Origin of the sequence: Plantactinospora alkalitolerans, assembly GCF_015690345.1 — a bacterium.
GTDB classification, from domain to species: Bacteria; Actinomycetota; Actinomycetes; order Mycobacteriales; family Micromonosporaceae; genus Plantactinospora; species Plantactinospora alkalitolerans.
Window position 1 is genome coordinate 1 of sequence record NZ_JADPUN010000131.1, and the last position, 26,251, is coordinate 26,251.

General features: G+C 68.4%; 22 protein-coding genes. 18 read left to right on the forward strand and 4 right to left on the reverse strand.

The genetic code is table 11. The features are described 5' to 3' along the window. The first annotated feature begins 199 nt into the window (after positions 1-199). From I0C86_RS12275 to I0C86_RS12305, 7 genes are read left to right on the forward strand one after another with little or no spacing between them, the layout of a single operon-like run. Complete coding sequence (locus tag I0C86_RS12275; protein ID WP_196201354.1) at positions 200-931, forward strand: ABC transporter permease; 732 nt, start codon at positions 200-202, stop codon at positions 929-931. Positions 932-935: 4 nt separating this feature from the next. Continuing rightward, positions 936-1,745 (forward strand): ABC transporter ATP-binding protein, encoded by an 810-nt coding sequence (locus tag I0C86_RS12280; protein ID WP_196201355.1) that lies wholly within the window; start codon positions 936-938, stop codon positions 1,743-1,745. 20 nt (positions 1,746-1,765) lie between these two features. Further along, complete coding sequence (locus I0C86_RS12285) at positions 1,766-3,388, forward strand: thiamine pyrophosphate-binding protein (protein WP_196201356.1); 1,623 nt, start codon at positions 1,766-1,768, stop codon at positions 3,386-3,388. A gap of 39 nt (positions 3,389-3,427) precedes the next feature. Next, positions 3,428-4,681, forward strand: coding sequence for a flavin-dependent oxidoreductase (locus tag I0C86_RS12290; RefSeq protein WP_196201357.1), 1,254 nt, complete (start codon positions 3,428-3,430; stop codon positions 4,679-4,681). Continuing rightward, a complete protein-coding gene (locus I0C86_RS12295; RefSeq protein WP_196201358.1) occupies positions 4,678-5,811 on the forward strand; it encodes a cupin domain-containing protein in 1,134 nt (377 codons plus the stop codon). The genes I0C86_RS12290 and I0C86_RS12295 overlap by 4 nt, the downstream gene beginning before the upstream one ends. Then, on the forward strand, positions 5,808-6,701 hold the full coding sequence (locus I0C86_RS12300) for a fumarylacetoacetate hydrolase family protein (protein ID WP_196201359.1): 894 nt from the start codon (positions 5,808-5,810) through the stop codon (positions 6,699-6,701). Before I0C86_RS12295 ends, I0C86_RS12300 begins: the two co-directional genes overlap by 4 nt. Next, positions 6,689-7,222, forward strand: coding sequence for a maleylpyruvate isomerase N-terminal domain-containing protein (locus I0C86_RS12305; protein ID WP_323373603.1), 534 nt, complete (start codon positions 6,689-6,691; stop codon positions 7,220-7,222). Before I0C86_RS12300 ends, I0C86_RS12305 begins: the two co-directional genes overlap by 13 nt. Before the next feature lie 29 nt (positions 7,223-7,251). On the opposite strand, the gene I0C86_RS12310 is transcribed toward I0C86_RS12305, so the two are convergent. After that, complete coding sequence (locus tag I0C86_RS12310; RefSeq protein WP_196201361.1) at positions 7,252-7,923, reverse strand: SLATT domain-containing protein; 672 nt, start codon at positions 7,921-7,923, stop codon at positions 7,252-7,254. Positions 7,924-7,972: 49 nt separating this feature from the next. Further along, the gene (locus tag I0C86_RS45010) at positions 7,973-10,309 is read right to left on the reverse strand and encodes a metallophosphoesterase (RefSeq protein ID WP_196201362.1); all 2,337 of its coding nucleotides are present in this window, start codon (positions 10,307-10,309) and stop codon (positions 7,973-7,975) included. A gap of 250 nt (positions 10,310-10,559) precedes the next feature. Here I0C86_RS45010 and I0C86_RS12320 point away from each other — a divergent pair, with 250 nt between their 5' ends. The 5 genes from I0C86_RS12320 to I0C86_RS12340 all read left to right on the forward strand — a co-directional run bounded on the left by I0C86_RS12320 (position 10,560) and on the right by I0C86_RS12340 (position 16,385). Further along, positions 10,560-11,087, forward strand: coding sequence for a hypothetical protein (locus I0C86_RS12320; protein ID WP_196201363.1), 528 nt, complete (start codon positions 10,560-10,562; stop codon positions 11,085-11,087). Positions 11,088-11,096: 9 nt separating this feature from the next. Then, the gene (locus I0C86_RS12325) at positions 11,097-11,381 is read left to right on the forward strand and encodes a hypothetical protein (protein ID WP_196201364.1); all 285 of its coding nucleotides are present in this window, start codon (positions 11,097-11,099) and stop codon (positions 11,379-11,381) included. 92 nt (positions 11,382-11,473) lie between these two features. Further along, positions 11,474-12,892, forward strand: a complete 1,419-nt coding sequence (locus I0C86_RS12330) for an endo-1,4-beta-xylanase (protein ID WP_196201365.1) — start codon at positions 11,474-11,476, stop codon at positions 12,890-12,892. A 327-nt stretch (positions 12,893-13,219) separates the two neighbouring features. Further along, the gene (locus tag I0C86_RS12335; RefSeq protein ID WP_196201366.1) at positions 13,220-14,683 is read left to right on the forward strand and encodes a ricin-type beta-trefoil lectin domain protein; all 1,464 of its coding nucleotides are present in this window, start codon (positions 13,220-13,222) and stop codon (positions 14,681-14,683) included. A gap of 238 nt (positions 14,684-14,921) precedes the next feature. Then, entirely contained in the window at positions 14,922-16,385 is a 1,464-nt protein-coding gene (locus tag I0C86_RS12340; RefSeq protein WP_196201367.1) for an aldehyde dehydrogenase family protein, read from the forward strand. A gap of 320 nt (positions 16,386-16,705) precedes the next feature. Here I0C86_RS12340 and I0C86_RS12345 read toward each other — a convergent pair whose 3' ends face one another. Further along, positions 16,706-17,125, reverse strand: coding sequence for a universal stress protein (locus I0C86_RS12345; RefSeq protein WP_196201368.1), 420 nt, complete (start codon positions 17,123-17,125; stop codon positions 16,706-16,708). 206 nt (positions 17,126-17,331) lie between these two features. On the opposite strand from I0C86_RS12345, the gene I0C86_RS12350 reads away from it, so the two are divergent. The 5 genes from I0C86_RS12350 (at position 17,332) to I0C86_RS12370 (ending at position 23,576) form a co-directional block, all read left to right on the forward strand. Then, positions 17,332-18,726 carry an APC family permease gene (locus I0C86_RS12350; protein WP_196201369.1) on the forward strand — a complete coding sequence of 465 codons (1,395 nt, stop codon included), beginning with the start codon at positions 17,332-17,334 and terminating at the stop codon, positions 18,724-18,726. Between the two features lie 146 nt (positions 18,727-18,872). Next, a complete protein-coding gene (locus I0C86_RS12355) occupies positions 18,873-19,574 on the forward strand; it encodes a DUF4097 family beta strand repeat-containing protein (protein WP_323373604.1) in 702 nt (233 codons plus the stop codon). A 185-nt stretch (positions 19,575-19,759) separates the two neighbouring features. After that, a complete protein-coding gene (locus I0C86_RS12360) occupies positions 19,760-20,125 on the forward strand; it encodes a cupin domain-containing protein (protein WP_196201370.1) in 366 nt (121 codons plus the stop codon). A 359-nt stretch (positions 20,126-20,484) separates the two neighbouring features. After that, the gene (locus I0C86_RS12365) at positions 20,485-20,724 is read left to right on the forward strand and encodes a hypothetical protein (protein WP_196201371.1); all 240 of its coding nucleotides are present in this window, start codon (positions 20,485-20,487) and stop codon (positions 20,722-20,724) included. Then, on the forward strand, positions 20,721-23,576 hold the full coding sequence (locus tag I0C86_RS12370) for a glycosyl hydrolase family 95 catalytic domain-containing protein (RefSeq protein WP_196201372.1): 2,856 nt from the start codon (positions 20,721-20,723) through the stop codon (positions 23,574-23,576). Before I0C86_RS12365 ends, I0C86_RS12370 begins: the two co-directional genes overlap by 4 nt. Positions 23,577-23,664: 88 nt before the next feature. Here I0C86_RS12370 and I0C86_RS12375 read toward each other — a convergent pair whose 3' ends face one another. Further along, complete coding sequence (locus I0C86_RS12375; RefSeq protein WP_196201373.1) at positions 23,665-25,029, reverse strand: ricin-type beta-trefoil lectin domain protein; 1,365 nt, start codon at positions 25,027-25,029, stop codon at positions 23,665-23,667. 850 nt (positions 25,030-25,879) lie between these two features. On the opposite strand from I0C86_RS12375, the gene I0C86_RS12380 reads away from it, so the two are divergent. Beyond that, positions 25,880-26,251 (forward strand): epoxide hydrolase N-terminal domain-containing protein (locus I0C86_RS12380; RefSeq protein ID WP_196201374.1); only part of this gene is annotated, 372 nt, incomplete at its 3' end.

Genomic DNA, 26,251 nt, shown 5'->3' on the forward strand with positions numbered 1-26,251 from the left:
CTACGCGCACCGGTCCCGGGTCTTCCGGCAGGCGATCCAGGACAGCGCCGAGTCCGGGTGACCGGGCGCGGTCCCGCTCCCGGCCGCGCCGAACGCGAAATGGGAGGTACCTGCCACCCAGCTGGTTACCGCGATCGCCGACGCCGCCGGCCTACCCACCGACGGCATGGCCGGGTGCGGGGTCGACGCGTGAGTGGGCGTGACCGGGCTGATCCTGTGGTGGGTGCTGTCGGCCGACAGCACGTCGACGTTCTTCCCGCCGTTGCAGGACATCGTGACGCGGCTGTACGAGCTGTGGATCGTCGGCGACACCAAGGAGATGCTGCGGCCGAGTCTGACGCACTTCGCGATCGGGTACGGCAGCGCCGGGGTGCTGGGCGTCGGCCTGGGCGCGCTGTTGTGGCGGTTCCGGCGGACCAACGACGCCGTGTCGCCGCTGCTGTACTTCATCTACGTCATTCCCGCTCCGGCGATCCTGCCGGCCGTCATCGCGGTCATGGGCATCGAGTCGGGCATGAAGGTAACCATCATCATCCTGGCGGCGATCTGGCCGACCCTGCTGAACACGATCGACGGCATGCGCGGCATAGACCCGATCAAGCTGGACACGGCGAAGGTGATGCACATGTCACCGCTGCACACCGTCCGCTCGGTGGTGCTGCCCGGTGCCATGCCGCAGATCATGGCGGGGCTGCGGCACAGCCTGCAGATCTCAGTGATCATGATGGTGGTCAGTGAACTGGTCGCGTCGACGTCCGGAATCGGCTTCTTCATCCTCGACGCCCAGCAGCGGTTCGCGTTCACGGACATGTGGACCGGGATCATCGTACTGGCCCTGATCGGAAGTGCCCTGACGTTCCTGTTCATCGCCGTCGAGCGGGTCGTACTCGGCTGGTACATCGGCGCGCGCGCTGTCGAAGAGAAGGGTTGAGGAGATGTCGCAACCGGAGGCGACCAGCGGGGTCGAGGCCAACACCAGTTCACCGGTGCTGTCCATCCGTGACCTGCGAAAGGTCTACAACGCCGGGCGGCCCGACGAGCGCGAGGCGGTCGCGAACGTGTCGTTCGAGGTCGGCAAGGGTGACTTCGTCTGCGTCGTGGGGCCCAGCGGTGCCGGCAAGACCACGCTGCTGCGCTGCCTCAGCGGCCTGCTGCCGGCCACCTCCGGCGAGGTGCTCTTCGAAGGTACGCCGCTGCGCCGCGTTCCCGACCGGCTCAGCGTGGTGTTCCAGGACTACAGCCGCTCGCTGTTTCCCTGGCTCACCATCGCCTCGAACGTCGCCGTGCCGCTCAAGGTCGCCGGCTACGACAAGCGGAAACGCAGGCAGCGGATCGACGAGGTGCTCCAGGCGGTCGGGCTCGACGATGTCGGCAAGCGGTATCCGTGGCAGCTCTCCGGCGGCATGCAGCAGCGGGTGGCGATCGCCCGGGCGCTGGCGCACCAGCCGGACCTGATCCTGATGGACGAGCCGTTCGCGTCCGTCGACGCGCAGACGCGCTTCGACCTGGAAGACCTCATCCTGCGGGTCCGCAACGAATACAACATCACCGTCGTCCTGGTCACCCACGACATCGACGAGGCGGTCTACCTTGCCGACCGGGTGGTGGTGCTGTCCAGTCCGCCGAGCGTGGTCAGGGAGATCGTGGACATTCCGCTGGAGCGGCCACGGAACCAACTGACCACCCGGTCCAGCAAGACCTTCGGGCAGCTGCGCCGCCACCTGCTCGAGCTGGTCACCGCCTGAGGGCGGGAAGGAGCGTCAAAGTGCCACGACCGGTCGCCGATGTCCTGCTCGACGTGCTGCGCGCGTGGGACGTCCGGCACATCTTCACCTGCCCCGGTAGTACGGAGGCCGCCGTCCTCGACGCGCTGGTGGTACGCGACGACGTCGAGCTGGTCCTGACCACCCACGAGGGGGTCACGGTATCGATCGCCGACGGACTGTCCCGGGCCACTCGCCTGCCCAGCGTGGCGTACCTGCACGCGAACGTCGGCCTGACCAACGGGCTGAGCAACCTGTACGCCGCACAGCTCGCGTACTCGCCGGTCGTCGTGCTGAACGGCCTGAAAGCCAGCTCGATCCAGTCCCGCGGCGGCTTCACCACCGGCCGGCGGATGCGCGACCTGGTCCACCAGTACGTCAAGTCCGACTGGCAGTCGTTGACCGCCGAAGGCATCCCGGAGGACGTCAACCGCGCGTTCCGGACGGCGCTGACCGAACCGGCCGGACCGGTCTGGGTCGGGCTCAGCCAGGACCTCGCCGAGCAGCAGATCGAGGCTGCGGTACCACTGGCTGACGGGTACCGGTTCGACTCGCGGACCGCGCCGTCGCCGGCCGCGCTCGCCGCGGCCGCCAAGTTGATCGCCGACGCGCGGCGGCCGGTACTGGTCGCCGGCAGCGAACTCGCCCGGGTGGGCGCGATCGACGCACTTGTCGCGCTGAGCGAGAAGCTGGGCGTTCCGGTGCTGCACGAGGACCGGCGCGGGCTCGAGCGTCCCGGATTTCCCACCGACCACCCGAACTTCCACGGGCAGTACATCCCGCAGCACCCGCTGGTCCGCGACGCCGACCTGCTGGTCTTCCTCGGCGCGCGACTGTTCAACGAGTTCGAACAGGCCCGGGTGCCCCAGCTTCCGCCGGGCGCGCGGGTGATCCACAGCCACACGGACCCGCAGCACGTCGCCGCGATCCACGGCGTCGACGTCGGGTTGGTCGGCGACCAGCGGTTGCTGATCGAGGCACTGCTGAACACCGTTCCGCTGCCGGTCGAGCCCCGTGACGTGCCGGCGTACTCGCCCGAACCGCGCAGCGCCCCGACCCGCACGGTGGGCGGTGGGCTGCGCCCGGCGGACGTGGTGGATGTGGTGACCGAGGCGCTGCGCGGGGTCGCCCTCGTCGGCGACGCCACCACCGCCGGCGGTGTGCTGCAGCAGCGGGCCGAGCAGCGGACCGGCGACGACTACTTCGTCTCCACCTCCGGGTCGCTGGGCTGGGGAATGGGTGCGGCACTGGGCGTCAAGCTCGGCATGCCGCACCGGCAGGTGGCGGCGATCCTCGGCGACGGCGTGTTCCAGTTCGGGATGCCGGCGCTGTGGACCGCGGCCCGCCGCAACATCCCGGTCACCTACGTGGTGCTCAACAACGAGCGGTACGCGGCCGTCGGCGCCGCGCTACGCAGGTTCGGTGGGCACGCGGTGCGACAGAACCAGTGGCCGGGCACCGACATCGCCGGCCCGAACATCGCCGACATCAGCACCGGTTTCGGCGTGCCCGGCCAGCGGGTCGACTCGCTGGCCGACCTGCGTGAACGTCTCGACGCGGCGCGCCGGCTCGACCATCCGACGCTTATCGAGGTGATGACCGCCTCCGACGACTTCGGACCGTAGCCATGACTTCGGACCGTAGCCATGCAGCCAGGAGGTGACATGTCAGATCGTGGGTTCGCCGGGGTCGCGATCGTCGGCGCCGGGATCGGCGGGCTGGTGCTTGCCCTGGAGCTGCACGACGCCGGGATCCCGTGCCGCGTCTACGAGGCGGTGCCGGAGATCCGTCCACTCGGCGTCGGCATCAACATCCTGCCGCACGCCTCGCGGATCCTGGCCCGGCTCGGCCTGACGGACGACCTGGCACGGGTCGCGGTGACCACCCGGGAGTCGGTGTTCTTCAACCGGTTCGGCCAGCTCATCCACCGGGAGCCGAGCGGACGGTACGCGGGGCACGAGCATCCGCAGTTCTCCATCCACCGCGGCGACCTTCAACAGGTGCTGCTCGACGCGGTGCGCGACCGGCTGGGTGCGGACGCGGTCCGGCTCGACCGTCGCTGCACCGCAGTGAGCCAGGATGAGCGCGGTGCACGGGTCCATTTCCGCAGCTCGGGCACGGGCGCTGTGCTGCCGGACGAGCCGGCGGAGGTGGTGGTCGGCTGCGACGGGATCCACTCCACCGTCCGGGCCCAGCTCTATCCGGAGGAGGGGGAGCCGCGCTACGCCGGGGTCAACATGTGGCGGGGGGTGACGGTGGCGCCGCCGATCCTGAGCGGCGCCAGCATGATCCGGGCCGGCTGGCTCAGCCACGGCAAGATGGTCATCTACCCGATCCGCCAGGACGTCGACGGGCGGGGCAACCAGCTCATCAACTGGGTGGCCGAGCTGGAGACCCCCCGCCATCGCCAGCGCGACTGGGGCCGGCGCGGGCAGTTCGAGGACTTCGTCGGCGCGTTCGAGGACTGGCAGTTCGACTGGCTGGACGTTCCGGCACTGCTGCGCGGCACCGAGGAGGTGCTCGAGTATCCGATGGTCGACCAGGATCCGCTGGACCGCTGGACGTTCGGCCGGGTGACGCTGCTCGGTGACGCCGCGCACCCGATGGTGCCGCGCGGCTCCAACGGTGCCGGCCAGGCGATCCTCGACGCCTGGGCGCTGCGCCGCTGCCTGTCCGCCGACGACGACCCGGTACGGGCGCTGCGGGCGTACGAGGACGAGCGGCTGCCCGCCGCCGCGCGGGTCGTCTACACCAACCGCAGCACTCCGCCGGACGTCATCCTTCGCGAGGTCTGGGAGCGGACCGGCGACCGGCCGTTCGAGCGCGTCGAGGACGTGATCAGCCCCGACGAACTGGTGGCGATCTCACGGCACTACACGGAGGTCACCGGCTACACCCCACGGAGGACGACCGAATGACCACGACCGAATCCCACCCCGTCAGGATCATCGCCTCGACCGGTCCGGGCCAGCCGGACCGCACGCCCGAACTGGACGAGCTCTACCGCGGGTTTGAGAACGAGTTGTTGGTCCCGTTGTGGACCGAGATCGGGGACCTGATGCCGCCGGAGCCACGGTCGGCGGCGAGGCCGCACGCGTGGCGTTGGCGTAACCTGCTGCCGCTGGCGGAACGGGCCGGCGCGCTCGTCCCGGTGGGGCGGGGCGGCGAACGCCGGGCCATCGCCCTGGCGAACCCGGGCCTCGGTGGAGCGCCGTACGCCACCCCGACCCTGTGGGCCGCGATCCAGTACCTCGGACCGCGGGAGAGCGCGCCGGTGCACCGGCACACCCAGAACGCCTTCCGGTTCGTCGTCGAGGGGGAGGGCGTGTGGACCGTGGTGGACGGCGACCCGGTCGCGATGCGTCGCGGTGATTTCCTGCTCACCCCGGGTTGGCGGTTCCATGGGCACCACAACCAGAGCGACGCACCGATGGCGTGGATCGACGGTCTGGACATTCCGTTCGCGCACCTGACCGGGTCGGCGTTCTTCGAGTTCGGGCCCGACGTGGTGGACGACCACAGCACCCCCGGGCGGTCCCGGTCCGAACGGCTGTGGGCGCATCCGGGCATCGCTCCGGTGTCGGCGGCGGGCCGGCCGACACCGAGTTCGCCGATTGCCGCGTACCGGTGGGAGTTCACCGACCGGGCGCTTGACGACCAACTGGCGCTGGCGGACGAGGGGTACCCGGGCGTGGTCGAGCCGGGGCACGCTGCGGTGCGTTTCACCAATCCGACAACCGGCGGCGACGTGATGCCGACGATCCGCGCCGAGTTCCACCGCCTCCGGCCTGGCACGCGTACCCGGACCCGGCGGGAGGTCGGCTCGGCGGTTTACCAGGTGTTCTCCGGCGCCGGTCAGGTGCGTGTCGGCGATCGTGAGTGGACGGTCGAGCACGGCGACCTGTTCGTGGTGCCGTCCTGGCAGCCGCTGACCATCGAGTCCGACACCGGCGTCGACCTGTTCCGGTTCAGCGATACGCCGATCTTCGAGCGGCTGCACCAGCATCGGGTGCGGGTGGAAGACGGATCGGAAGGAGTCGACCGGTGAGGCTCGCTACTCTGCGCGTCGCTGGGGGTACCCGGGCGGTGCGGGTGGACCGGAACGGCTACGTGGACGTTGGCGCGGCCGATGTGGGTGAGCTGCTGGGCCGGGACGGCTGGGCGGACCTCGCCGCGGCGGCGAGCGGCCCGACGTATCCGCCGGACGGCGCGGAGTTCGCGCCGCTGGTGCCGCGACCTGGAAAGATCATCTGCGTCGGACTGAACTATCGCAACCACATCCTCGAGATGGGCCGCGAGTTGCCGACCTTCCCGACCCTGTTCGCCAAGTACGCCGACGCGCTGGTGGGCGCCACCGATCCGATCGCGCTGCCGGCCGAGTCGCAGGCCGCCGACTGGGAGGCCGAACTCGCCGTCGTCATCGGTGCCAGCGTCCGGCGCGCCACCGAGGAGCAGGCGGCGGCGGCGATCGCGGGCTTCAGCGTGCTGAACGACGTGACCATGCGTGACTGGCAGTACCGTACGCCGCAGTGGTTGCAGGGCAAGACGTTCGAGGCGACCACCCCCTTCGGGCCGGTCCTGGTCACCCCCGACGAGCTGCCCGGCGGCGTGAACCCGACCCTGACCATGACCGCGGCGGTGGACGGCGAGCTGATGCAGAAGGTCGACACCGCCGACCTGGTGTTCTCCCCGGTCGCGCTCGTTCGGTACGCTTCGACGATCGCCACGCTGCGGCCGGGCGATGTGATCGCCACCGGCACCCCCGGCGGGGTCGGGCACGCACACAAGCCGCCGAGGTACCTCGCCGGTGGATCGCGACTGGTGACCGAGATAGCCGGAATCGGCCGGCTCGACAACGTGGCGGTGAGCGAAGGATGGGCGTCCGAGCGTGGCTGGAGGACGGGACCGGGCGATTCCTGTCCGCGGTGGACGGGCTGAGCGACGGGGATCTCGACGCGCCGACCCTGCTACCGGGCTGGACCCGTCGGCATGTCGTCGCGCACGTGCACTACAACGCCGAGGCACTGCGTCGGCTGGTGCACTGGGCGCGCACCGGGCAGGAGAGCCGGATGTACGCCGACCAGGACCAGCGCGACGCCGAGATCGAGCAGGGCGCCCGCCTGCCTGCGCCACAACTGCGTGAGCTGGTACGTACCTCCGCGGCGGCCTTCGCCGCCGACTTCGAAGCGATGCCGGCGGCGGCCTGGAGCAGTGAGGTCGTGACTGCACAGGGTCGTGTCGTTCCGGCGACTGCGCTCGCGTGGATGCGCACCCGCGAGGTGGTGGTGCACGCGGTGGATCTCGGCGTCGGGATCACCTTCGCCGACCTGCCCGACGACCTGAACACGAAGCTGGCGCTCGACGTGGTGAAGCAACGCGCGTCCGGCGGCGAGGCGGCGGCGCTCGCCGCGTGGCTGACCGGGCGGGCAGCGCCGCCGGCTCTGGGCCGGTGGCTTTGACGGCGGCGAGGCTTCCGGCACTCGCAACGTCAGCCGCCCCGCCGCCCCGCGATCGGCGCTTGAGCCACCTTCGGACCGTTGACCAGGTCGTCTCCCTGCGGAAGCGCCGTCAGGCGGGAGGTCGCCTGCTCGATCTGCACGACCAGGTCGTCGGCCCACACCGAGGTCTCCTCGAGCACGGACTTCGCGATCGCCGTCATGAGTCCGTCGATGATCCGGAAGAACTCCCGCGTCTGCGCCGGCTGCGCCGCCTCACCGCCGGATGTGCCGCTTCGCCAGGCCAGGTAGCGGACCCTCGCGCGGTTCACCTCGTACTGCAGGGCGGCCTGGGTCCGCATGAACCGCATCCAGGACGAACTGAAGCCGGACAGCCGGTCGGCGAGCACGAAGCCGCCCGCGGCGGCGAGGAGCACGAACCCCCATTCGGGGGATGGCAGGCGGTCGTCCGCACCGTGCAGCAGGGGAACGATCCCGCCCCCCACCCCCAACGACACGGCAAGGGCACGGAAGGTTTTCGACCACCTCGCGCGGCTGGTCTTGCGCCAGAGGTACCACCGGATGACCGCCTCCGTCGACTCCTCGGCCCAGCAGAAGATCGCCGCGAGACTCGCGACTGATGCCGCGTCCGTCGGTAGTCGCGGAACCGGTGGGTAGCGGAGATTGCGCGGCGGCCGGCCTGAGCCGGCTCTTGGTTCTCCCAACAGACACCAACCCGTCTCGTCGTGGTCCTGACACCCCCAGCCCGACGCCCTACCCCTTGATCATCCACCGGCCGCCCGACACCCACTCGGCACCGATCTGCAGTGCCATCTCGCGCCATTCGACCCGGACGAAGTCGGCACCACGCTCTCGGCGGTCGCGCAACAACTTGATGACGGCGAAGTGGTTCGACTGGTTGTGTTCGAGTTCGTGCTCGCTCACGCCGGTGCTGCCGCAGCCGGAGACGATGAGAGACCGGGCGGCGAAGGCCGAGCCTTCCGGCCGCTGCCGGACGGACGTCTCTCGCAGTTGAGGTTTGTGCTTGTGGCCATGGAGAACCAGCGAGAATCCCAGCCGGGACAGCCGCTGTTCGACGATCCCGGCATCGCGGACGGTGGACATGTCCAGCATCACCTCGGCGGCCCGGCGGGCCGGGCTGAGCGGCTCCGGATACGGCAGCAGGTGGTGGTGCATGACGGCGACTCTGATCTCGTCGCCGGCCGCCTCGGGCAGCAGTTTGGCAACGCGACCGAGTTGCTTGAGTCCGATGTAACCGTAATGGTGTTGGTGGTCCTCGAAGACACAGGAGTTCAAGCCGACAAAGGTCACCGGCCCCCGCTGCTGTAGCGAGATGATCTCGCTCGGCTCCGGCCTGCTGTGCAGGACGCTGAAGTCCCATTCGACCAGCGGGAAGATCTGGTGGAACAGCTCTTTCCCGTAGAACTGACGCGTGAAGGTCAGGTAGTTGTCGAACCGCTGCGTCAAGCTCGTCCTGGCGACGTCCCAGTCGATGTCGTGATTACCCGGGACGATGACCACCTGATCACGGGTCATGCCGAGTTCGTTGCACAACTCGACGAGAAAGTTCTGGACCAGGTCGAACTCCTCCGCCTTTCCGGTGTAGACGAGGTCTCCGGAGAGCACGATCGTCGCGTCCTCCACGGCACAGCCCTCGTGCGTCAGCACGCGCCTGAACTCGTCGCGGAGTTCGAGGCTCAGTCGGCGCGAGTTCTCGTCGTCGAGGAATTTGTGCATCTGACGGGCCTGGGCACCGTCGCCGCCCATCGTGCCGAAGTGGACGTCGGAGATGTGAAAGATCAGATGCTGTCGTTGCCGGCTGGGCACGGTCGAACCGGTGCCGCCCCGGCCGTCGTTGCGGGAGGCTCGCACGACCCACTCGGCGAGACTCTCCGCCTCGTCGGGATGGATGCCGGACTGGCCCAGCATCCGGATCTGCTCGGCGGCGGAACGCGCGTCGGCCGGCCGCGCGCCGTTCTTCACGGCGTCCACGGCCCGGGACCGCGCCCGCTCGAAGTCACCCAACACCAGGTTCGCCTCGGCGGCGACCAGGTCGGCCCAGTAGTCACCGACCAGGAACTCCGACGTCTCGATGTCGGAGCGCAGGCCACGGTAGAGCTCGAGTCCCTGCTCGGGGTGCTCCGGGTTCCGGAGGATGACCATGCCGGCGTGTGCCACCCGCAGGTAGAGGCTCTTGGGCGCGAGGCGCATGGCACGCTCGTAGTAGTCGAGGGCCTCGGGGTACCGGCCGAGCCGCTTCACCGTGCCACCCAGCATGCCGAGCGTCTGCGGGTCGTGGGGATTCAGCTCGAGCGCCCGGTTCAGTTCGCGTAAACCGCCGTCGAAGTCCTGGAACTTTCGCAGGTAGAAGCCGCGCTGCCGGTGCACCTCGTAGTCCTCGTCGGCCGCGGGATAGGCGGCCTCCAGGACAGCCGCCGCGATCCCGTAGTCCTCCACCCTGGCCAGTTCGTTGGCCAGCGCCAGCAGACCGGACACCGGCAGGTTGGGGAACTGCTTCGCCCAGTGCCAGACCGCGACCAACTGCTCGTCCCGCTTGGCCCGGCTGATCTTCGCGGTGAACTCCCGCTCGAACGCCGCCCGGTCCTGCTGCGGATCGGGTGCCACCCCGAGTTCCTGGAGAGCGTCCTGCACCGGGTTCCTGACCGGGTTGTTCCTGAGGATCAGCGCGTCGCCGAACCGTTTGACGAACGTGGTGTCGGTTCTGAAGTCGCGGTCGTAGAGCAGCACGCGCTGGCTGGCGATATCGAAGGGGAGAACGGTCTTCTTCTCCGCGACCAGAATTGTCGCACCGGGCGAGATGGCCTGCCGGACGCCCAACTCGTAGTAGACGTTGCTATTGGGGGAGCTGACGTCCGCCAGCACGATGTCGGCCGCGTATATCTGCTTGATCGCCTGGTTCGTGATGGTGCCGGCTTCGATGATCTCGTCGATCCGCAGCACCTGGAAGCCGGCCGCTTCCGCGGTTGGCCGCAGCGTCTCGGTGTAGAAGGCATCGAAATCATGGTTCGTGCCGTCGGCGAGGGGACGCAGACCGAACGGCATGATCACGAAGAGTAGGGGGCGCTTCACCCGTCTGAGGGTACGTGGCCGCCCGCCCCGGACGGCAATCCGGCATACGGTGGACCGGCACTTACATAAAGGGCCAGGAGTCGGGTGTGGACAGCCAAATGTTTGTCAGATTCCAGACGGGCGGCCCGGCGCTCTTTGTGGCATGAATCATCAGCCCGAGCCGAGGACTTCCGGTTCAGAGCCGGCACGACAGGTTGGCGCGGTACAGCGGCGGCGGCGTGTGCCTGTGGCCACGCTAGAGTTCGCCGCCGTGGGGATCCTCAGCAAGATCAGTCAGTGGCGGGCCAAGGTGTTCGTCTGGGTCGGCCTTCCGATCCTTGTCGGTATCGGTGTGTTGACTGCCCGCGATCTGGTACCGGCATGGCAGGCGAGGAGCGGCGGCGGTACGGCGGGTGTCTTCACCGCCGTTCAGGAGGATTGCTCGGGGCGTGACTGCAGTTGGCACGGAGACTTTGTGTCCGAGGACGGTACGAGGCGCGCCAGCGTGATCCTCTACGACGCGCCTGAAGGCCTCGGCGAGGGAGACACGACCGCGGCCCGGGACACCGGCGCGCGTAAGGGTGTCTTCTCCGAGGCTGGCGGTTCCACCTGGTTGCTCGTCACCGGGCTCACCCTCGCGGGCGGGGTCGCCGCAGGGGTGTGGGTCACCATCGTCCTCCGGACGGTCCGCCGACGTCGCGAGGCGTCTCAGGACCGGGTCGCCGCCGGTGCCGTCAGGGATGAGCGGGTCGTCCTGCCGGCGTACGGTCCAGACGGTGCTGGCCGCGACCGATCCTAACGATGCCGTGTGCCGGGCCTGGGCGAGGCGGGTGGGCAGATCGGTCACGTCGACAGTGAGCAGCCGGCGGCCCAGGTGCGCCAGGGCCGCCCACAACCAGCGCGGATAACAGAAAAGCGTCGCGACTTTTTGCGCCTGCCGATCCTAATCGATGTCGAAAAGTGTTATCAGCACCGGCCGTCCAGGGTCCGGTCGCTGATCGAGCGCGTGACGCCCGGTTCTCCGGCATGCATCGACGTTTCCCTCTTGAATGCCCTGAAACAATCTGGCAATCTTGCGTGCATCGATGCGTAGCGTTGCATCCACTCCTGCCCAACCGAGTGAACTTCAAGCGGGCCGGCGATGTTAGCGCTCACAACCAGGTGACTTTGGAAGGGTACTGAGCGATGAGAGAGCTCCTCCATTCGAACAGTCCTCCCCGGCGGCGGACCAGAGCGATACTGCGACTGCTGCTGGCCTCGTTGGTGGCTGCCCCCATGGTGTTCGTGTTCACCGGGACCGCCAATGCGGGCACCACGTTGGGTGCCTCGGCGGCCGAGAAAGGCCGCTACTTCGGCGCGGCTGTCGGGACGTACAAGTTCTCCGACAGCACCTACATGTCCGTGCTCAACCGCGAGTTCAACAGTCTCGTCGCGGAGAACGAGATGAAGTGGGACGCGACCGAGCCGCAACGGGGAGTGTTCAACTACAACGGCGGCGACCGCATCGTCAGCCACGCCCGGGCCAACGGGATGAGCGTTCGCGGCCACACCCTGCTGTGGCACGCCCAGGAGCCCGGATGGGCCCAGGGCCTGTCCGGCGGTGACCTGCGCAATGCCGCCATCAACCACGTCACACAGGTGGCCACCCACTTCCGGGGGCAGATCTACGCGTGGGACGTGGTCAACGAGGCCTTCGCGGACGGCGGCAGCGGCGGCCGGCGGGACTCGAACCTCCAGCGGACCGGCAACGACTGGATCGAAGCGGCGTTCCGCGCCGCCGACGCCGCCGACCCGGGCGCCAAGCTGTGCTACAACGACTACAACACCGACGGGATCAACGCCAAGTCGACCGGGATCTACAACATGGTCCGTGACTTCAAGGCTCGTGGCGTGCCGATCGACTGCGTCGGCTTCCAGTCCCACCTGGGCACCTCGATCCCCGGCGACTACCAGGCCAACCTGCAGCGCTTCGCCGACCTCGGCGTCGACGTGCAGATCACCGAACTGGACGTCAGCCAGGGCGGCAACCAGGCCAACATCTACGCCACCGTCACCCGCGCCTGTCTGGCGGTCTCGCGCTGCACCGGCATCACGGTGTGGGGAGTGCGGGACTGCGACTCCTGGCGCGGCTCCGACAACGCCCTGCTGTTCGACTGCGCGGGCAACAAGAAGGCCGCCTACACCGCGGTACTCGACGCACTCAATGGCGGGACCAGCCCGAACCCGACCGGCAACCGGCTGCGTAACGAGGGGGCCGGCCGGTGTCTGGACGTCAACGGTGGCAGCGCGACAAATGGCGCGCAAATGATCATCTGGGACTGCCACAGTGGCACGAACCAGCAGTTCACGCAGAACGGTCGAGCGCTGCAGGTGATGGGCAAGTGCCTGGACGCCCCGGCCAACGCCGCTGCCGGTACCCGGGTCCGGATCTGGGACTGCGGCGGTGGAACGAACCAGCAGTGGGTCCTCAACAGCAACGGCACTATCAGTAACGCCCAGACTGGTTTGTGTCTGGACGTCGACGGTGCGGCCACCGCCAACAGCTCCGCGGTGATCGTGTGGAGCTGCCACGGCGGCGCCAACCAACGCTGGGCGAGAGCCTGAAGATGAACGAGTACCTGCTGTCGCAGTTCCTGTTCGACTCCACCCGCTAGCCGGAGGACGCCGGAGCCGGCGCGGAGCTGAGCAAGCTCCGCGCCGGCTCCGGCCGGCGGCCGCGGCCAGTCGCGAGCACAGGGAGGTGACAACCGTGAAGTACCCAGAGTTCGGCCGTGACAAGAGACGGCGGGGCGTCGTCCGGCTGTCCACGCCGCTGTGTCTCGTTGCGTTGGTGCCAGGGGTGGCCCGCGCGCGGGTGTCGTCGGCGTCCGCGCCGATGCGGCGCGCCTGATCTGAGCGGCTCAGTTCAGCTGACTGAAAAGGAGAGTTGCCATGCTGGTTGAGTCTGCGCGTACCGCGGGGTGGCGTCGTCGGTGGCGGTCAAGGTTGGCAACTGCGGCTGCCGCAGTGGTCGTGGGTGGCGCGCTGGTCGGGGTGCCGGCGTCGCCGGCCTCGGCGGACACCACCCAGTTCCGTGGCGTCAACTGGGCCCGGCTGGGCGACAACTTCCATGGCGGTCCGCTGGTGCTGTACGGACTGAGCAGCTCCGACAGCTACGCGACGGTCCTGGCCAAGGCCAACGCGATCTACACCGGCTTCCAGAACAACCTCGACGCCAACACCGTCCGGCTCCCGATCAACACCTACACCGTCGGTACGAACTGGTGGAACGCGTACACGGGCGCGATCGACGCCGCCACGGCGAAGGGTTTCAAGGTCGTCCTCTCCTACTGGGACGACGGGGTGGCCGCCAGCGGCGGCCGTATCGTCAACCCGACCGCGTTCGACACCATGTGGAACACCGTCGTCGCCAGGTACAGCACCAACAACCTGGTCTACTTCGAGCCGATGAACGAGCCGGGTGGGCACAGCGCCAGCGACTGGGCGAACGTGGTCAGCAACTGGATCAGCGCTCGCCCGTCGATTCCACGAAACCGCATCTTCGTCAGCGGCGCTGGCCTGAACACCGACATCAAGTCGATGTGCGCCGACCGCCGCCTCGACGGGACGTTCGTCTCGCTGCACCACTACACGTTCTTCAGCGGCGCCAAGAACTACGACCAATGGGTGACGTTTCTACGGGACGCGATCGGCTCCTGCGCCGACCGCACCGTGATCGACGAGTTCGGAGCCCCGATGGATACCGGGCTCAACTACCACGACGCCGCCAGTGGCGACAACTTCGTACGCTACTTCCGAGCGACCACCACCGTGCTCCGGGAGCTGCGGATCGGGTCGATCTACTGGCCGGGCCTCGGCGGCAAGGTCACCGCCGGCCAGGCCGACGACTGGTACGCCATGCAGAAGCTGCACGGCACCGGTGCCAACCTCACGCTCAGCACACCCAACGCCAGCGGTCTCGACCGGCTCAAGTACGGCTGGGGCCAGGGCGACGGCGGTGACGGCGATCCGCCCTCGGCCAGCCTCCTACGCAACGTCGGCACCGGACGCTGCCTGGACATCCCCGGCGCCACGACCACCAACACCCAGGTCCAGGTGTATACCTGCGGCAACACGGCCGCCCAGCAGTGGACGTCGACAACCGGGGGACAGCTCACCGCCCTCGGCGGCCAGAAGTGCCTGGACGCGTACAACCGGGGGACCGCGAACGGCACCGCGGTGGGCACGTATGCCTGCAACGGCGGCACCAACCAGCGGTGGACGATCGGCGCCGACGGCACGATCCGCAACGGTCAATCCGGCCTCTGCCTGGACGTGAACACCAGCACTCTGAAGGTCCAGCTCTGGACATGCTGGGGCGGCGACAACCAGAAATGGCAGGTACAGAGCGCCTGACTCCGAGGGCCGTACGCTCGCAGAACGGTGGCCCGCACGGCCGCCCGCGCGCTTTCAGGAAGCGCGCGGGCAGTCGTGCTGGCGCGTCTCGTCCGCGTTGTCCTCGAGCGGACCTCCGCCCGGACGGGTACCTCGAAGGCATGATCAGGTGCAACGCCCGTGGAAACCGCCCGACGTTCGTTCTATCGTGGCCTCGCGCACAGTGCCAGCCGGTTCTGCGAACCCGAAGGAACAGACGATGGTGTCCTTGGAGCAGTTGCCCGAGATCAGAACCGAGCTCTTCATCGGTGGCGAGACCTGCACCGCCGACGACACACTGCGAGTGATCGACCCGGCCGACGGGGTGTCGGTCGTCGGCTATGCCGCGGCGGCCAGCGCCAAGCAGGCCACGTCCGCGGTCGCTGCGGCCGATCGAGCATTCCCGGCGTGGGCGGCCCGTACGCCACAGGAGCGGGCCGCACTACTGACAGCGGCCCTCGCTCCCTTGGCGGACGACCGCTCGGCAACGGCGGAGGTGCTCACCCGCGAGAACGGCAAGATCCGCATGGAGTCGTTCATCGACTCCGTCGTGTTCGAGCACCGCTTCAACCTGGCCGTAGGGCTGACCGACGAACTCCAGCGCGTGACGCACCTGCCCGCGCCGCCGTACCGCACCGAGATCTCCTACCTGCCCCTGGGTGTTGTGACGATCATCGTGCCGTTCAACTGGCCGCTGGCGATCCTGGCTGCCTCGCTGCCGCAGGCGCTGCTGGCCGGAAACACCGTCGTGGTGAAGCCGCCACCCACCGCGCCGCTGGCCACCGTCCGCACCGTGCAACTGGTGGCGCAGTCGCTGCCCCCGGGTGTGCTGAACGTCGTCACCGGCACCGACGCGGAGATCGGTGCGGCGCTGATCCAGGACGATCGCGTCAAGAAGGTCTGTTTCACCGGCAGCCCAACCGGTGGCAAGCGGATCATGTCCATGGCCGCGGAGTCGCTGACCCGGGTGGCACTGGAACTGGGCGGCAACGATCCCGCGATCGTCCTCGCCGACGCCGACCTCGGTGCCGAGGCGATGCGGCGCCTCTTCGCCGGCGCCTTCGACTCCACCGGTCAGATCTGCATGGCGACCAAGCGCCTCTACGTACACCGGTCGCGCTACGACGAGGTGGTCGAGGGTCTTGCCGGGCTCCTCTCCGCGACCCGGTTGGGTCACGGCCTCGACGAGGGCGTGACCATGGGCCCGTTGCACAGCCGGCGACAACTGGAGTACGTCCGGGAACTCGCCGCACAGGCGCGCGGGTCCGGCGCCGAGGTCCGCGAGTTCGGGCAGGCTGTCGACGGGGCGGACATCTCCCGGGGCAACTTCCTCCGGCCGTCCCTGGTGCTCGACCCCTCCGACGACGCCCGCGTCGTGGTCGAGGAGCAGTTCGGTCCGACCCTGCCGATCCTGCCCTTCGACGACGAGGACGACGCCGTGGCGCGCGCCAACCACACCTGGTCGGGGCTCTGCTCCTCCGTCTGGACCGCGGACCTCGACCGGGCTGCGGCGCTCGCGTCGCGGCTGCGGACCGGCTACACCTTCGTCAACGCCCACGGCGCCGCTCACCTCGACGAGCGCGCCCCGTTCGGCGGCTTCAACCACAGTGGCATGGGCCGGGAAATGGGCATCGAGGGAGTCCGCGAATTCATGGACACCAAAGCGGTCGGTTTCCCTGTTTGACCCGCTCCGCGTCATACCCGCTACCAGATTCCAGCCCGGCCACCGCTCGGGTGGCCGGGCCACGGCCTCGCTGAGCCGCAGCCGATGATTAACATTGCGAGAGCGTGGGTGGCGGGCCACGGAACCCGTGGGTCACGATCCAGTGGGCGCGGGCTCTGCGGCGCGGAGCGCCGGCGGCGTCTCGTGTCCGAGTTCGTAGTGTCCGCGGCTCGACGCGGTGCCGGGTCGACGGGACGAGGTTGCCCGAGGGCTGGATCGTCCCGCCGGCTGTTCGCGAGCGTCGTCCACGGGCGCGCCGGGGTTCGATCACCCTGTGACCGTCAGCGGGAACGGTGCGGGTTGGTGATCACCAGTACCGGCCGGGGCGATTTCTCTATCAGGGCCAGCGGTAGGCTGCCGAGCAGGCGTTCAGCCACCGCAGGTCGGGTGCTGGACCCCACCACGATCAGATCGGCCTGCTGTTGGTCGGCGAAGTCCAGGATCTGTTGCAGGGGACGGCCGGACAGCACCGTCTGGCTCGCCTCGATCCCGACTGCGGCCAGCCGTTGAACCGCCGTCGAAGCGGCCCGCTGCGCCCGCTCGGCGAAGACGCTGCGAGGCGCCGCCGCCAGGCGCTCGAGTTCCACCTCGTCGACGGCGACCACGGCGACCGAGCCGCCGCTCTGCCGGATCAGATCCGCGACCGCGTCGACGACCCACGGTTGATCGGCCTCAGGATTGGCGCCTAGCACGATGTGCATGTCGTCCTCCGTTGCGTATGGCAGTGGGTTCTGCCCTGCTGATGGCGCCTGCGTTGATGCTGCGCCGCACGGTGCGCCCGATCACCACTGCTCTCGTACGGCGCCTGCGCGGTGGATCGAATACGGTGTGCTCTACACATCGATGATGTTAACCACGCATCGCGCCGGGGGGTCATCTCGGAGGCGAACGTCGAGGGGGAGGGCCTGTGGCGGACGCAGGGGCACCTGAGGAAACCGTCGAGCGTGGCGAGCCGACTCTCAAGCGGGTGATCGGCCCCGGTCTGCTACTGCTGTTCGTGGTCGGGGACATTCTCGGCACCGGGGTCTACGCGCTCACTGGCAAGGTCGCCGCCGAAGTGGGCGGAGCGGTGTGGCTACCGTTCCTGGTGGCGTTCGTGGTGGCGATCCTGACCGCCTTCAGCTACCTGGAGTTGGTGACGAAGTATCCGCGGGCGGCGGGTGCGGCGCTGTACACGCACAAGGCCTTCGGTATCCACTTCCTGACCTTCATGGTCACCTTCGCGGTGATGTGTTCGGGCCTCACCTCGGCGTCCAGTGCGTCGAAGGCGTTCGCCGGCAACTTCGCCGAGGCCTTCGACCTGTCGATCGGCGAGGGCCTCGGGCTCACCGCGGTGGCGGTTGCCTTCATGACGCTCATCGCCCTGGTCAACTTCCGGGGCGTGTCCGAGAGTGTCAAGTTGAATGTGGTGCTGACCTGCGTTGAGCTGACCGGTCTGCTCATCGTCATCTTCATCGGGGCTTGGGCGCTGGGCGGGGGCGACGGCGACATGTCCCGTCTGCTGGAGTTCGACTCACCGCCGGGCGAGAATGCGTTCTTCTCGGTGACCGCGGCCACCGCGCTGGCGTTCTTCGCGATGGTCGGCTTCGAGGACTCGGTGAACATGGCCGAGGAGACCAAGGATCCGGTCCGAATCTTTCCGAAGGTCATGCTGGCCGGGCTCTGTATCACCGGACTGGTCTACGTGCTGGTGTCGATCTCGTCGGTCGCCCTGGTCTCCCCGCAGGACCTCAGCGAGGGCGACGCGCCGCTGCTGAAGGTCGTCGCGGCCGGAGCGCCGGCCTTTCCCATCACCATCTTCGCCTTCATCACCATGTTCGCGGTGGCGAACTCCGCCTTGATCAACATGTTGATGGCCAGCCGGTTGCTGTACGGCATGGCCAACGAGGGCGTGCTGCCACGAATCCTTGGACGGGTTCATCCCACCAGGCGCACGCCCTGGGTCGGCATCGTGTTCACCACCCTGGTCGCCTTCGGGTTGATCTGGTTCGCCGATCTGACCGCGCTGGGCGGGACGACGTCGTTGCTCCTGCTCAGTGTCTTCACCGTCGTGAACGTCGCCGTACTGGTACTGCGCCGCGATCCCGTGGACCACACCCACTTCCGGGCCCCCACCGTCATCCCCGTGATCGGTGCGGTCTCGTGCGCGTACCTTGCCAGCCCGCTGTCCGGCCGGGCGAGCGACGACTACAGGGTGGCCGCCGTGCTGCTCGTCATCGGGGTGGTCCTCTGGGTCGCCACCACTGTGACCAACCGGTTCATCCTGCACCAGGACACCACCCCCGGCCCCGAGCGACAGTAAGGATCTCCGCTGGTCGATGCCGATGTGCGTGACGAAACGGATGCAGGCAGCTTCGCCGAGGGCCGGCACGGAGCAGGACGGTCGTGTCAGCGGTCGTGTCAGCGGCGTGGCGGAGGCGTGGCGGAACGGGTGCCGATAGTGGGTGCATGACGAACAACAGCCGGGTACGGGAGAACATCATGCGGAACTTCGACAGCCCCACCCCGATTATTGCTGTCCTGGACATTCCCGCCGGACGTGTCCAGTTCATCGCCGCAGAGCGGGCCGACACCACCGTCGAGGTTCTGCCCGCGAACGCCTCGAAGAGCCGCGATGTGAAGGCGGCGGCGCGGACCACTGTCGAGTACGGCGACGGCGTCCTGCGGATCAAGACCTCGGCGGCGGCGAAGAACCAGTTCCTCGGTCCCTCGGGCTCCATCGATGTGACCATCAACCTGCCTGCCGGATCCCGTATCGAAGCGAAGGCCGCGTGCTCCGAGGTCCGCGCCGTCGGGCGCCTTGGCGACGTCGCCTTCGACGGCGCGTACCGCCAGATCAGGATCGACGAGGCCGCGAGCGTCCGCCTCACCGCGGTCGACGGTGACGTCGAGGTCGGAAGGGTGTCCGGCTCCGCGCAGATCAGCACCGCGAGGGGCGACATCCGGATCACCGAGGCCGTACGCGGCACGGTGGTGCTCCGGACCCAGTCCGGCGACATCTCGGTCGCCGCCGCCACCGGTGTCTCGGCCGCCCTGGACGCCGGCACCGGCCACGGCCGCATCAGCAACACCCTCAAGAACGACGGCACCGCCCAACTCGATATTCACGCCACCACTTCCCACGGCGATATCACCGCCCGCAGCCTCTAGCAGGGCAGAACCGGCACTGCCGGACCGGGCTCGTCGCGATCGAGACCCTCTCGGTCCGACGGAGGGACGCGCTGATCGTGGCAGTTCCGGTGCGGCTTCCTCCCGACCCACGCCGATTCCGGATCCGATTCCGATTCCGGATCGGGATCCGGATTCGGGATCTGGATGGCAGCTACGCTGAGGCCGTGAACGACTTCGTGCTCAGGCGATGGGACTTGGAGCCGTATCCGGGTGATCAGGCGCCACCTCACGTGCACCATCGTTCCGATGAGGCGTTCTGCGTCCTTCGTGGTCGCCTCGAGGTGCTGGTCGGCGATACCCGTCGCGTTCTCGAGCAGGGTGAATTTCTGACCGTCACTGCCGGGACCACCCACACGTTCGCCACTGTCGACACAGCCGGCGCGCAAGTGCTCGTGGTGATGACTCGGGAGGTGGACGAGCTTGTCCAGGCGCTGCACGCGGCGCCGACAGATGAAGACCGAGCCAACGTCTGGGCTCGTTACAACTCCGAGGTCGTTGAGCTCTCCGGCCACTCGTCCGCCCCGGAGTGACAGCCGCACGCATCGTGTTCGGCAATTGGTGCGCCTCGCCTCGACTTGTCACCTCACCAGCTTGCGGTGCTACGACGGCAGGTCAGCCATCCGCGTCTCGAACGGGTCCGCGGTGGTCGGGGTGATGGCGCGGGCGCCCGGTGCCCCTGGCCCGGGACCCACCAACTCGGCCATCGGGCGCGGCGACCAAAGGGCGTATTGACTGCCTCCTATCGGCCCATCTAACGTATGACGACTGACGTACATCGATCGCGCGCACCGGACGGCGCCGGGCCGTGAGGCGTACGCGAGTGTCGCGGCGGCCACCGCAGCACCGCGTAGGCCCTTACCACGTGTTCGAGCCGAAAGCTGACGACGAGATGTCTGAGCGTCCTGTCGAAACACCCACGATGGCGGCGATCGCCGCCGATCTCGTGCTGCCCGCCGGTACCACCTCGCGGGTCGGCCCGATCACCGGCGTCGCCGGCTGGTGCGTCGACGTCAGTGGAGGCAGCTCGGCCGACGGGACCCCGCTGATCATCGGAGCTGTTCCGGCGGTACCAACCAACGCTGGGCCCTTCCGTAACGACACCGTTCGCCACTTGGAGACCCCACCATGACAGAAACGACCCGAAGGAAACTTCTCACCGCCGCTGCGGCGGGAGCTGGGGCCGCGCTGTTGCCGACCGGCTGGACCGCGGCGGCCACGGCCGGTGCGGTGGCGCCGCCGCAGGTGCTGGCCGCGGGTGATATGGCGCTGTGGTACGACGAGGGCGCGGGTACGGACTGGTTGCGGGCGCTGCCGATTGGCAACGGTCGCCTGGGCGCGATGGTGTTCGGGAACATCGACACCGAGCAGCTACAGCTCAACGAGGACACGGTCTGGGCCGGTGGGCCGCACGACTCCAGCAATTCTGCCGGGGCGGCCAACCTCGGCGAAATCCGGCGGCGGGTCTTCGCCGACCAGTGGACCTCGGCCCAGGACCTGATCAACCAGACAATGTTGAGCAGGCCCGTCGGGCAGTTGGCGTACCAGACGGTCGGCAACCTTCGACTGTCGTTCGGTTCGGCCAGTGGGGCGTCGCAGCACAACCGGACGCTGGACCTGACCTCGGCCGTGGCCTCGACGACATATGTGTTGAACGGGGTGCGGTATCAACGGGAGGTGTTCGCCAGCGCGCCGGATCAGGTGATCGTGGTCCGGCTGACCGCAGACCGGGCCAGCTCCATCACGTTCAGCGCCACCTTCGACAGTCCGCAACGGACGACGGTGTCGAGTCCGGATGGCACGACGATCAGCCTGGATGGCATCTCCGGCAACATGGAGGGCCTCAGCGGACAGGTGCGGTTCCTGGCGTTGGCGAACGCCACGGTGACCGGTGGCACCGTGACCAGTTCGGGTGGCACTCTGCGCGTGGCCGGCGCCACCAGCGTGACACTGCTGGTGTCGATCGGCACCAGCTACGTCAACTACCGCACCGTCAACGGCGACTACCAGGGCATCGCGCGTAGCCACCTCAACGCCGCCCGCAGCGTCGGCTTCGACCAGCTGCGGGCCCGGCACGTCGCCGACCATCAGGCGCTGTTCAACCGGGTGACGATCGACCTGGGTCGCACGTCCGCGGCCGACCAGACGACGGATGTGCGGATCGCGCAGCACGCGAGCGTGAACGACCCACAGTTCTCGGCGCTGCTGTTCCAGTTCGGCCGGTATCTGCTCATCGCCTCCTCACGGCCGGGCACCCAGCCGGCGAACCTGCAGGGGATCTGGAACGACTCGTTGTCCCCGTCCTGGGACTCGAAGTACACCATCAACGCGAACCTGCCGATGAACTACTGGCCCGCCGACACGACCAACCTGTCCGAATGTTTCCTGCCGGTCTTCGACATGATCAAAGACCTGACCGTGAGCGGTGCCAGAGTGGCCTCGGTGCAGTACGGTGCCGGCGGCTGGGTGGCGCATCACAACACCGACGGGTGGCGGGGCGCGTCGGTGGTCGACGGGGCCCTGTGGGGCATGTGGCAGACCGGCGGCGCCTGGCTGGCGACGATGATCTGGGAGCACTACCAGTTCACCGGGAACGTCGACTTCCTGCGCGCCAACTATCCGGCGATGAAGGGGGCCGCGCAGTTCTTCCTCGACACGCTGGTCGCCCATCCGACGTTGGGCTATCTGGTCACGAACCCGTCGAACTCGCCGGAGTTGCCGCATCACGCCAACGCCAGCGTCTGCGCCGGCCCGACCATGGACAATCAGATCCTGCGGGATCTGTTCAACGGTTGCGCACGAGCCAGCGAGATCCTCGGCGTGGACGCCAGCTTCCGTACCCAGGTGCTGACTGCTCGGGACCGGTTGGCGCCGACCCGGGTCGGCTCGCGCGGCAACGTGCAGGAGTGGCTGGCCGACTGGGTGGAGACCGAGCGCACCCACCGGCACGTCTCCCACCTGTACGGTCTGCATCCGAGCAATCAGATCACCAAGCGGGGCACGCCGCAGTTGCATCAGGCCGCGCGGCAGACGCTGGAATTGCGCGGTGACGACGGGACCGGCTGGTCACTGGCCTGGAAAATCAACTTCTGGGCCCGGCTGGAGGACGGCACCCGCGCGCACAAGCTCCTCCGTGACCTGGTACGCACGGACCGGCTCGCACCGAACATGTTTGATCTGCACCCGCCGTTCCAGATCGACGGGAACTTCGGCGCTACCTCGGGCATTGCCGAGATGCTGCTCCACAGCCACAACGGTGAGTTGCACGTACTGCCGGCGCTGCCGTCGGCCTGGTCCACCGGCAGCGTCACCGGCCTGCGCGGCCGCGGCGGGTACACCGTCGGCGCCACCTGGACGAGCAGCAGGACCGAGGTCGCGGTCACTCCTGACCGCGCCGGCACCGTCCGGGTGCGTAGCCGGATCTTCGCCAGCACCTTTGAACTGCGCGACGAGACGAGTGGCGTACAGGTCCAGCCGACCCGGTTGGAGACCGATCTCGTCGAGTTCGCCGGCCTGGCCGGGCACACCTACCGCGCGTCCGCGGCGAGGTCCGGGCCGGTGGAGAGCGGCGTGTCATACCGGCTGCTGGCTCAGCACAGCGGCAAGGCCGCCGACATCAACGGTGCGTCCACCGCCGCCGGTGCGCAGTTGATCCAGTGGCAAACCAGCAGCGGTCTGAACCAGCAGTTCGAGTTCCTGTCCTCGGACGGCGGCTACCATCGGATCCGGGCACGGCACAGCGGTCTGGTCCTACAGCCCGCCAGCAACAGCACCGGCGCCGACATCACCCAGCAACCCGACACCAATGCCGCCAACCAGCAGTGGCGGGTAGAGGACCAGGGCGGCGGGGTGGTCAGGCTGGTCAACCGGCAGAGCGGCCTGGCCATGGACGTGTGGCAGGCGTCGACGGCCGACGGCGCGCGTATCTCTCAGTGGACGCCTTCCACCAGCGCCAACCAGCGATTCCAGCTCCAACGGGTCTAGAGCCTGGCCTAGGTCCAGCAGCACCACAGGTACACACGATCCAGAGGCGGCCCCGGCATCATGCCGGGGCCGCCTGATCGGACGAACGCTACGCTCGTGCCCAGCGTTGGTTGGTGCCCCCGTGACAACTCCATACGATGATCGTGGTGCCGTTGGCGGTGCCGCCGCCGTTGACGTCCAGGCACAGCCCGGTCTGGGCGTTGCTGATCGTGCCGTTGCTGTTGAGGTTCCACTGCTGGTTGGCGCCGCCGTGGCAGTCCCAGATCTGCGCCCGGGTGCCGGCGGCGGCGTTGGGCGCGACGTCCAGGCACTTGCCCATCACCTGCAGGGCCGCACCGTTCTGGGTGAACTGCTGGTTGGCGTTGGTGTGGCAGTCCCAGATCTGCATCTGTGCCCCGTTGGCCGAGGAAGCCTGGCTGACATCCAGGCAGCGACCGGCTCCCTCGTTACGCAGCCGGTTGCCGGTCGGACCCGGCGTCGGAGTGGTCGGACCCGGCGTCGGGTTGGTCGGACCCGTCGTCGGCGTGGTGCCCTGGAACTGCGCGAAGAACCGCCACACCTCTGCCTTGGTCCAGGTCCGGGCGCCGTCCTCACAGCCAGAGCATCCGTCCACCGGAGCTGGCCCGTGGCCGCTGTCGTATGCGGCCCACTGCACCGGGTACCCCGCCCGGCATGAGTAGAGGGTGGTGAAGTGTTGTCCGCTGCCCTGCGAGGGTTCGCGCGGGCTCTGGGCGGCGCAGCCGTTGTTCCGCACGAACGTGTCACGCAGGGAACGTCCCTGGGAGATGTTGAGGACGTTGTCCGAGACGCCGTGGAGGCCGAAGTAGGCGATCGGCTGGGTGCCGCCGCTGCACCCGCTCAGCTGGGCGCCGGAGTAGGCTGCCACCGCTCGGAAGACGTTGGCTCGGGCGCACGCGAGTGCATAGCTCATGCCGCCGCCGTAGCTGAAACCGAGGGCGAAGCGCTGCGTCGTGTCGACGCAGAGGGCATCCTCGATCCGCCTGAGCATGTCGTCGACGAAGGTGACGTCCTGACCGCCGGAGTTGGCCCAGCCGTTGCCGAGGCCCTGCGGCGCGACCAGGATCGCACTGTTGTTCGACTGTTCCTGCATTCCGTAGTAGGACCAGGTGCTTCCACTGGTCCCGCCCGAGGAGACGTCGTTCATGGTGCCGCCCCGCCAGTGGAAGGCGAAGATCAACCGGTACGGGTTGCTGTTGTTGTAGTTGGCGGGGACCCGGAGGATGAAGCTGCGATTCTGGCCGCTGCTCTGGATCGTGTGCGTACCACTGTTCAACCCCGGCGCCTTGCCACATCCGGCCGTTGCCGCGAGGGTGACAGTGTCCGCGGTCGCCGATCCCAGCCGGATGCCGGTGACGCCGGCACTGGCGAGAACGAGTGCCACGGCGACTGCGATCAGCGTCCGCCAACGGTGTCGATTGGTGCCGTCTCGCATAGGTGCTCCCATTCCTCGTAGTGTGGCGACTCAGCGGTAGCCGGCCGCGACGATGTTTGCCTGTACCGCACTCTCCGTCGCGTCGGACGCGTTGGCCGGGGTTCCTGGACCTGCCTTCTCCGGGGTGGCGCCCGCACTCCAGGCCGGACCTGGGCTCAGGGGCCGGGGATCGAGTCGTGGCGGTAGCCGGAGGCCTCGGTGGACAGCGGAGCGGGGGAGGCCGGAGCCGCTGACGCCGGTTGAACGACGACCGCGAGCGACAGTAGCGGGCCTGGCGATCGCCCCGATGATCGATCTACTGCGACGCATGCCGTCTCCAGATTTCGGCGGAACATGGCTGCGACCACGGGCACGGGAAGCCGCGCACCCGGCGCGTCAGGGGTGCCTGGGCGCGCGGAGAGCGTGCGTGTGCCGGTCAGATCGTCATGCCGTCCGCCGCGACGGGCAGTCAGGTCCGCAGGTCCGCAACGCGGCGACATGTCTGATGTATCGCCGGACCTCGTGGTCTGCTCGGTCAGCATGCATTGGACATCAAGAAAAGTCAATATATGACCTGTGGAGGGCAAAGGGCCGGACCCGCTCCTGGTCGGATGCGCAGGATTGCCGCGAATCATCTGACCATTGCCCTCCTGATAGGTCGGGATTCCGCCACGTCCACCCCTTCGCCGTCACCGCCGCTCGCCTGGGCGGCCTTCGCGGCGGCCTGGGGGAGCCGCTGCCAGCGGTTCCGGCATCCCGCCCGGACGGACCGCCGAACCCTGGTGCGCCAGCCCGCCGATAGTGGAACGGATCGTTCCGGTCTGCTACACTGAAGGCAGAACGAAGCATTCCGTTCCGAAGGAGCACCGAGATGACCGACACCGCGATCCGCCCGTTCCGCGTCGAGATCCCGCAGACCGCCCTCGACGACCTCGACGCCCGGCTCGCCCGCACGTCCTGGCCGGCCGAACTGCCCGGCACCGGCGACGCGTACGGGATGAGCACCGACCGGGTGCGAGCTCTCGCCGAGAGGTGGCGGGACGGGTTCGACTGGCGGGCCGTCGAGGCCCGGCTGAACGCCCACCCGCAGTTCGTCACCGAGATCGACGGCGAGCAGATTCACTTCCTGCACGTCCGATCGCCCCGGGCGGACGCCACCCCGCTGGTGCTCACCCACGGCTGGCCCGGCTCGGTCAGCGGGGCGATCACGTCCAGGTACTCCAGTACCGAGCCGGGCCAGCCG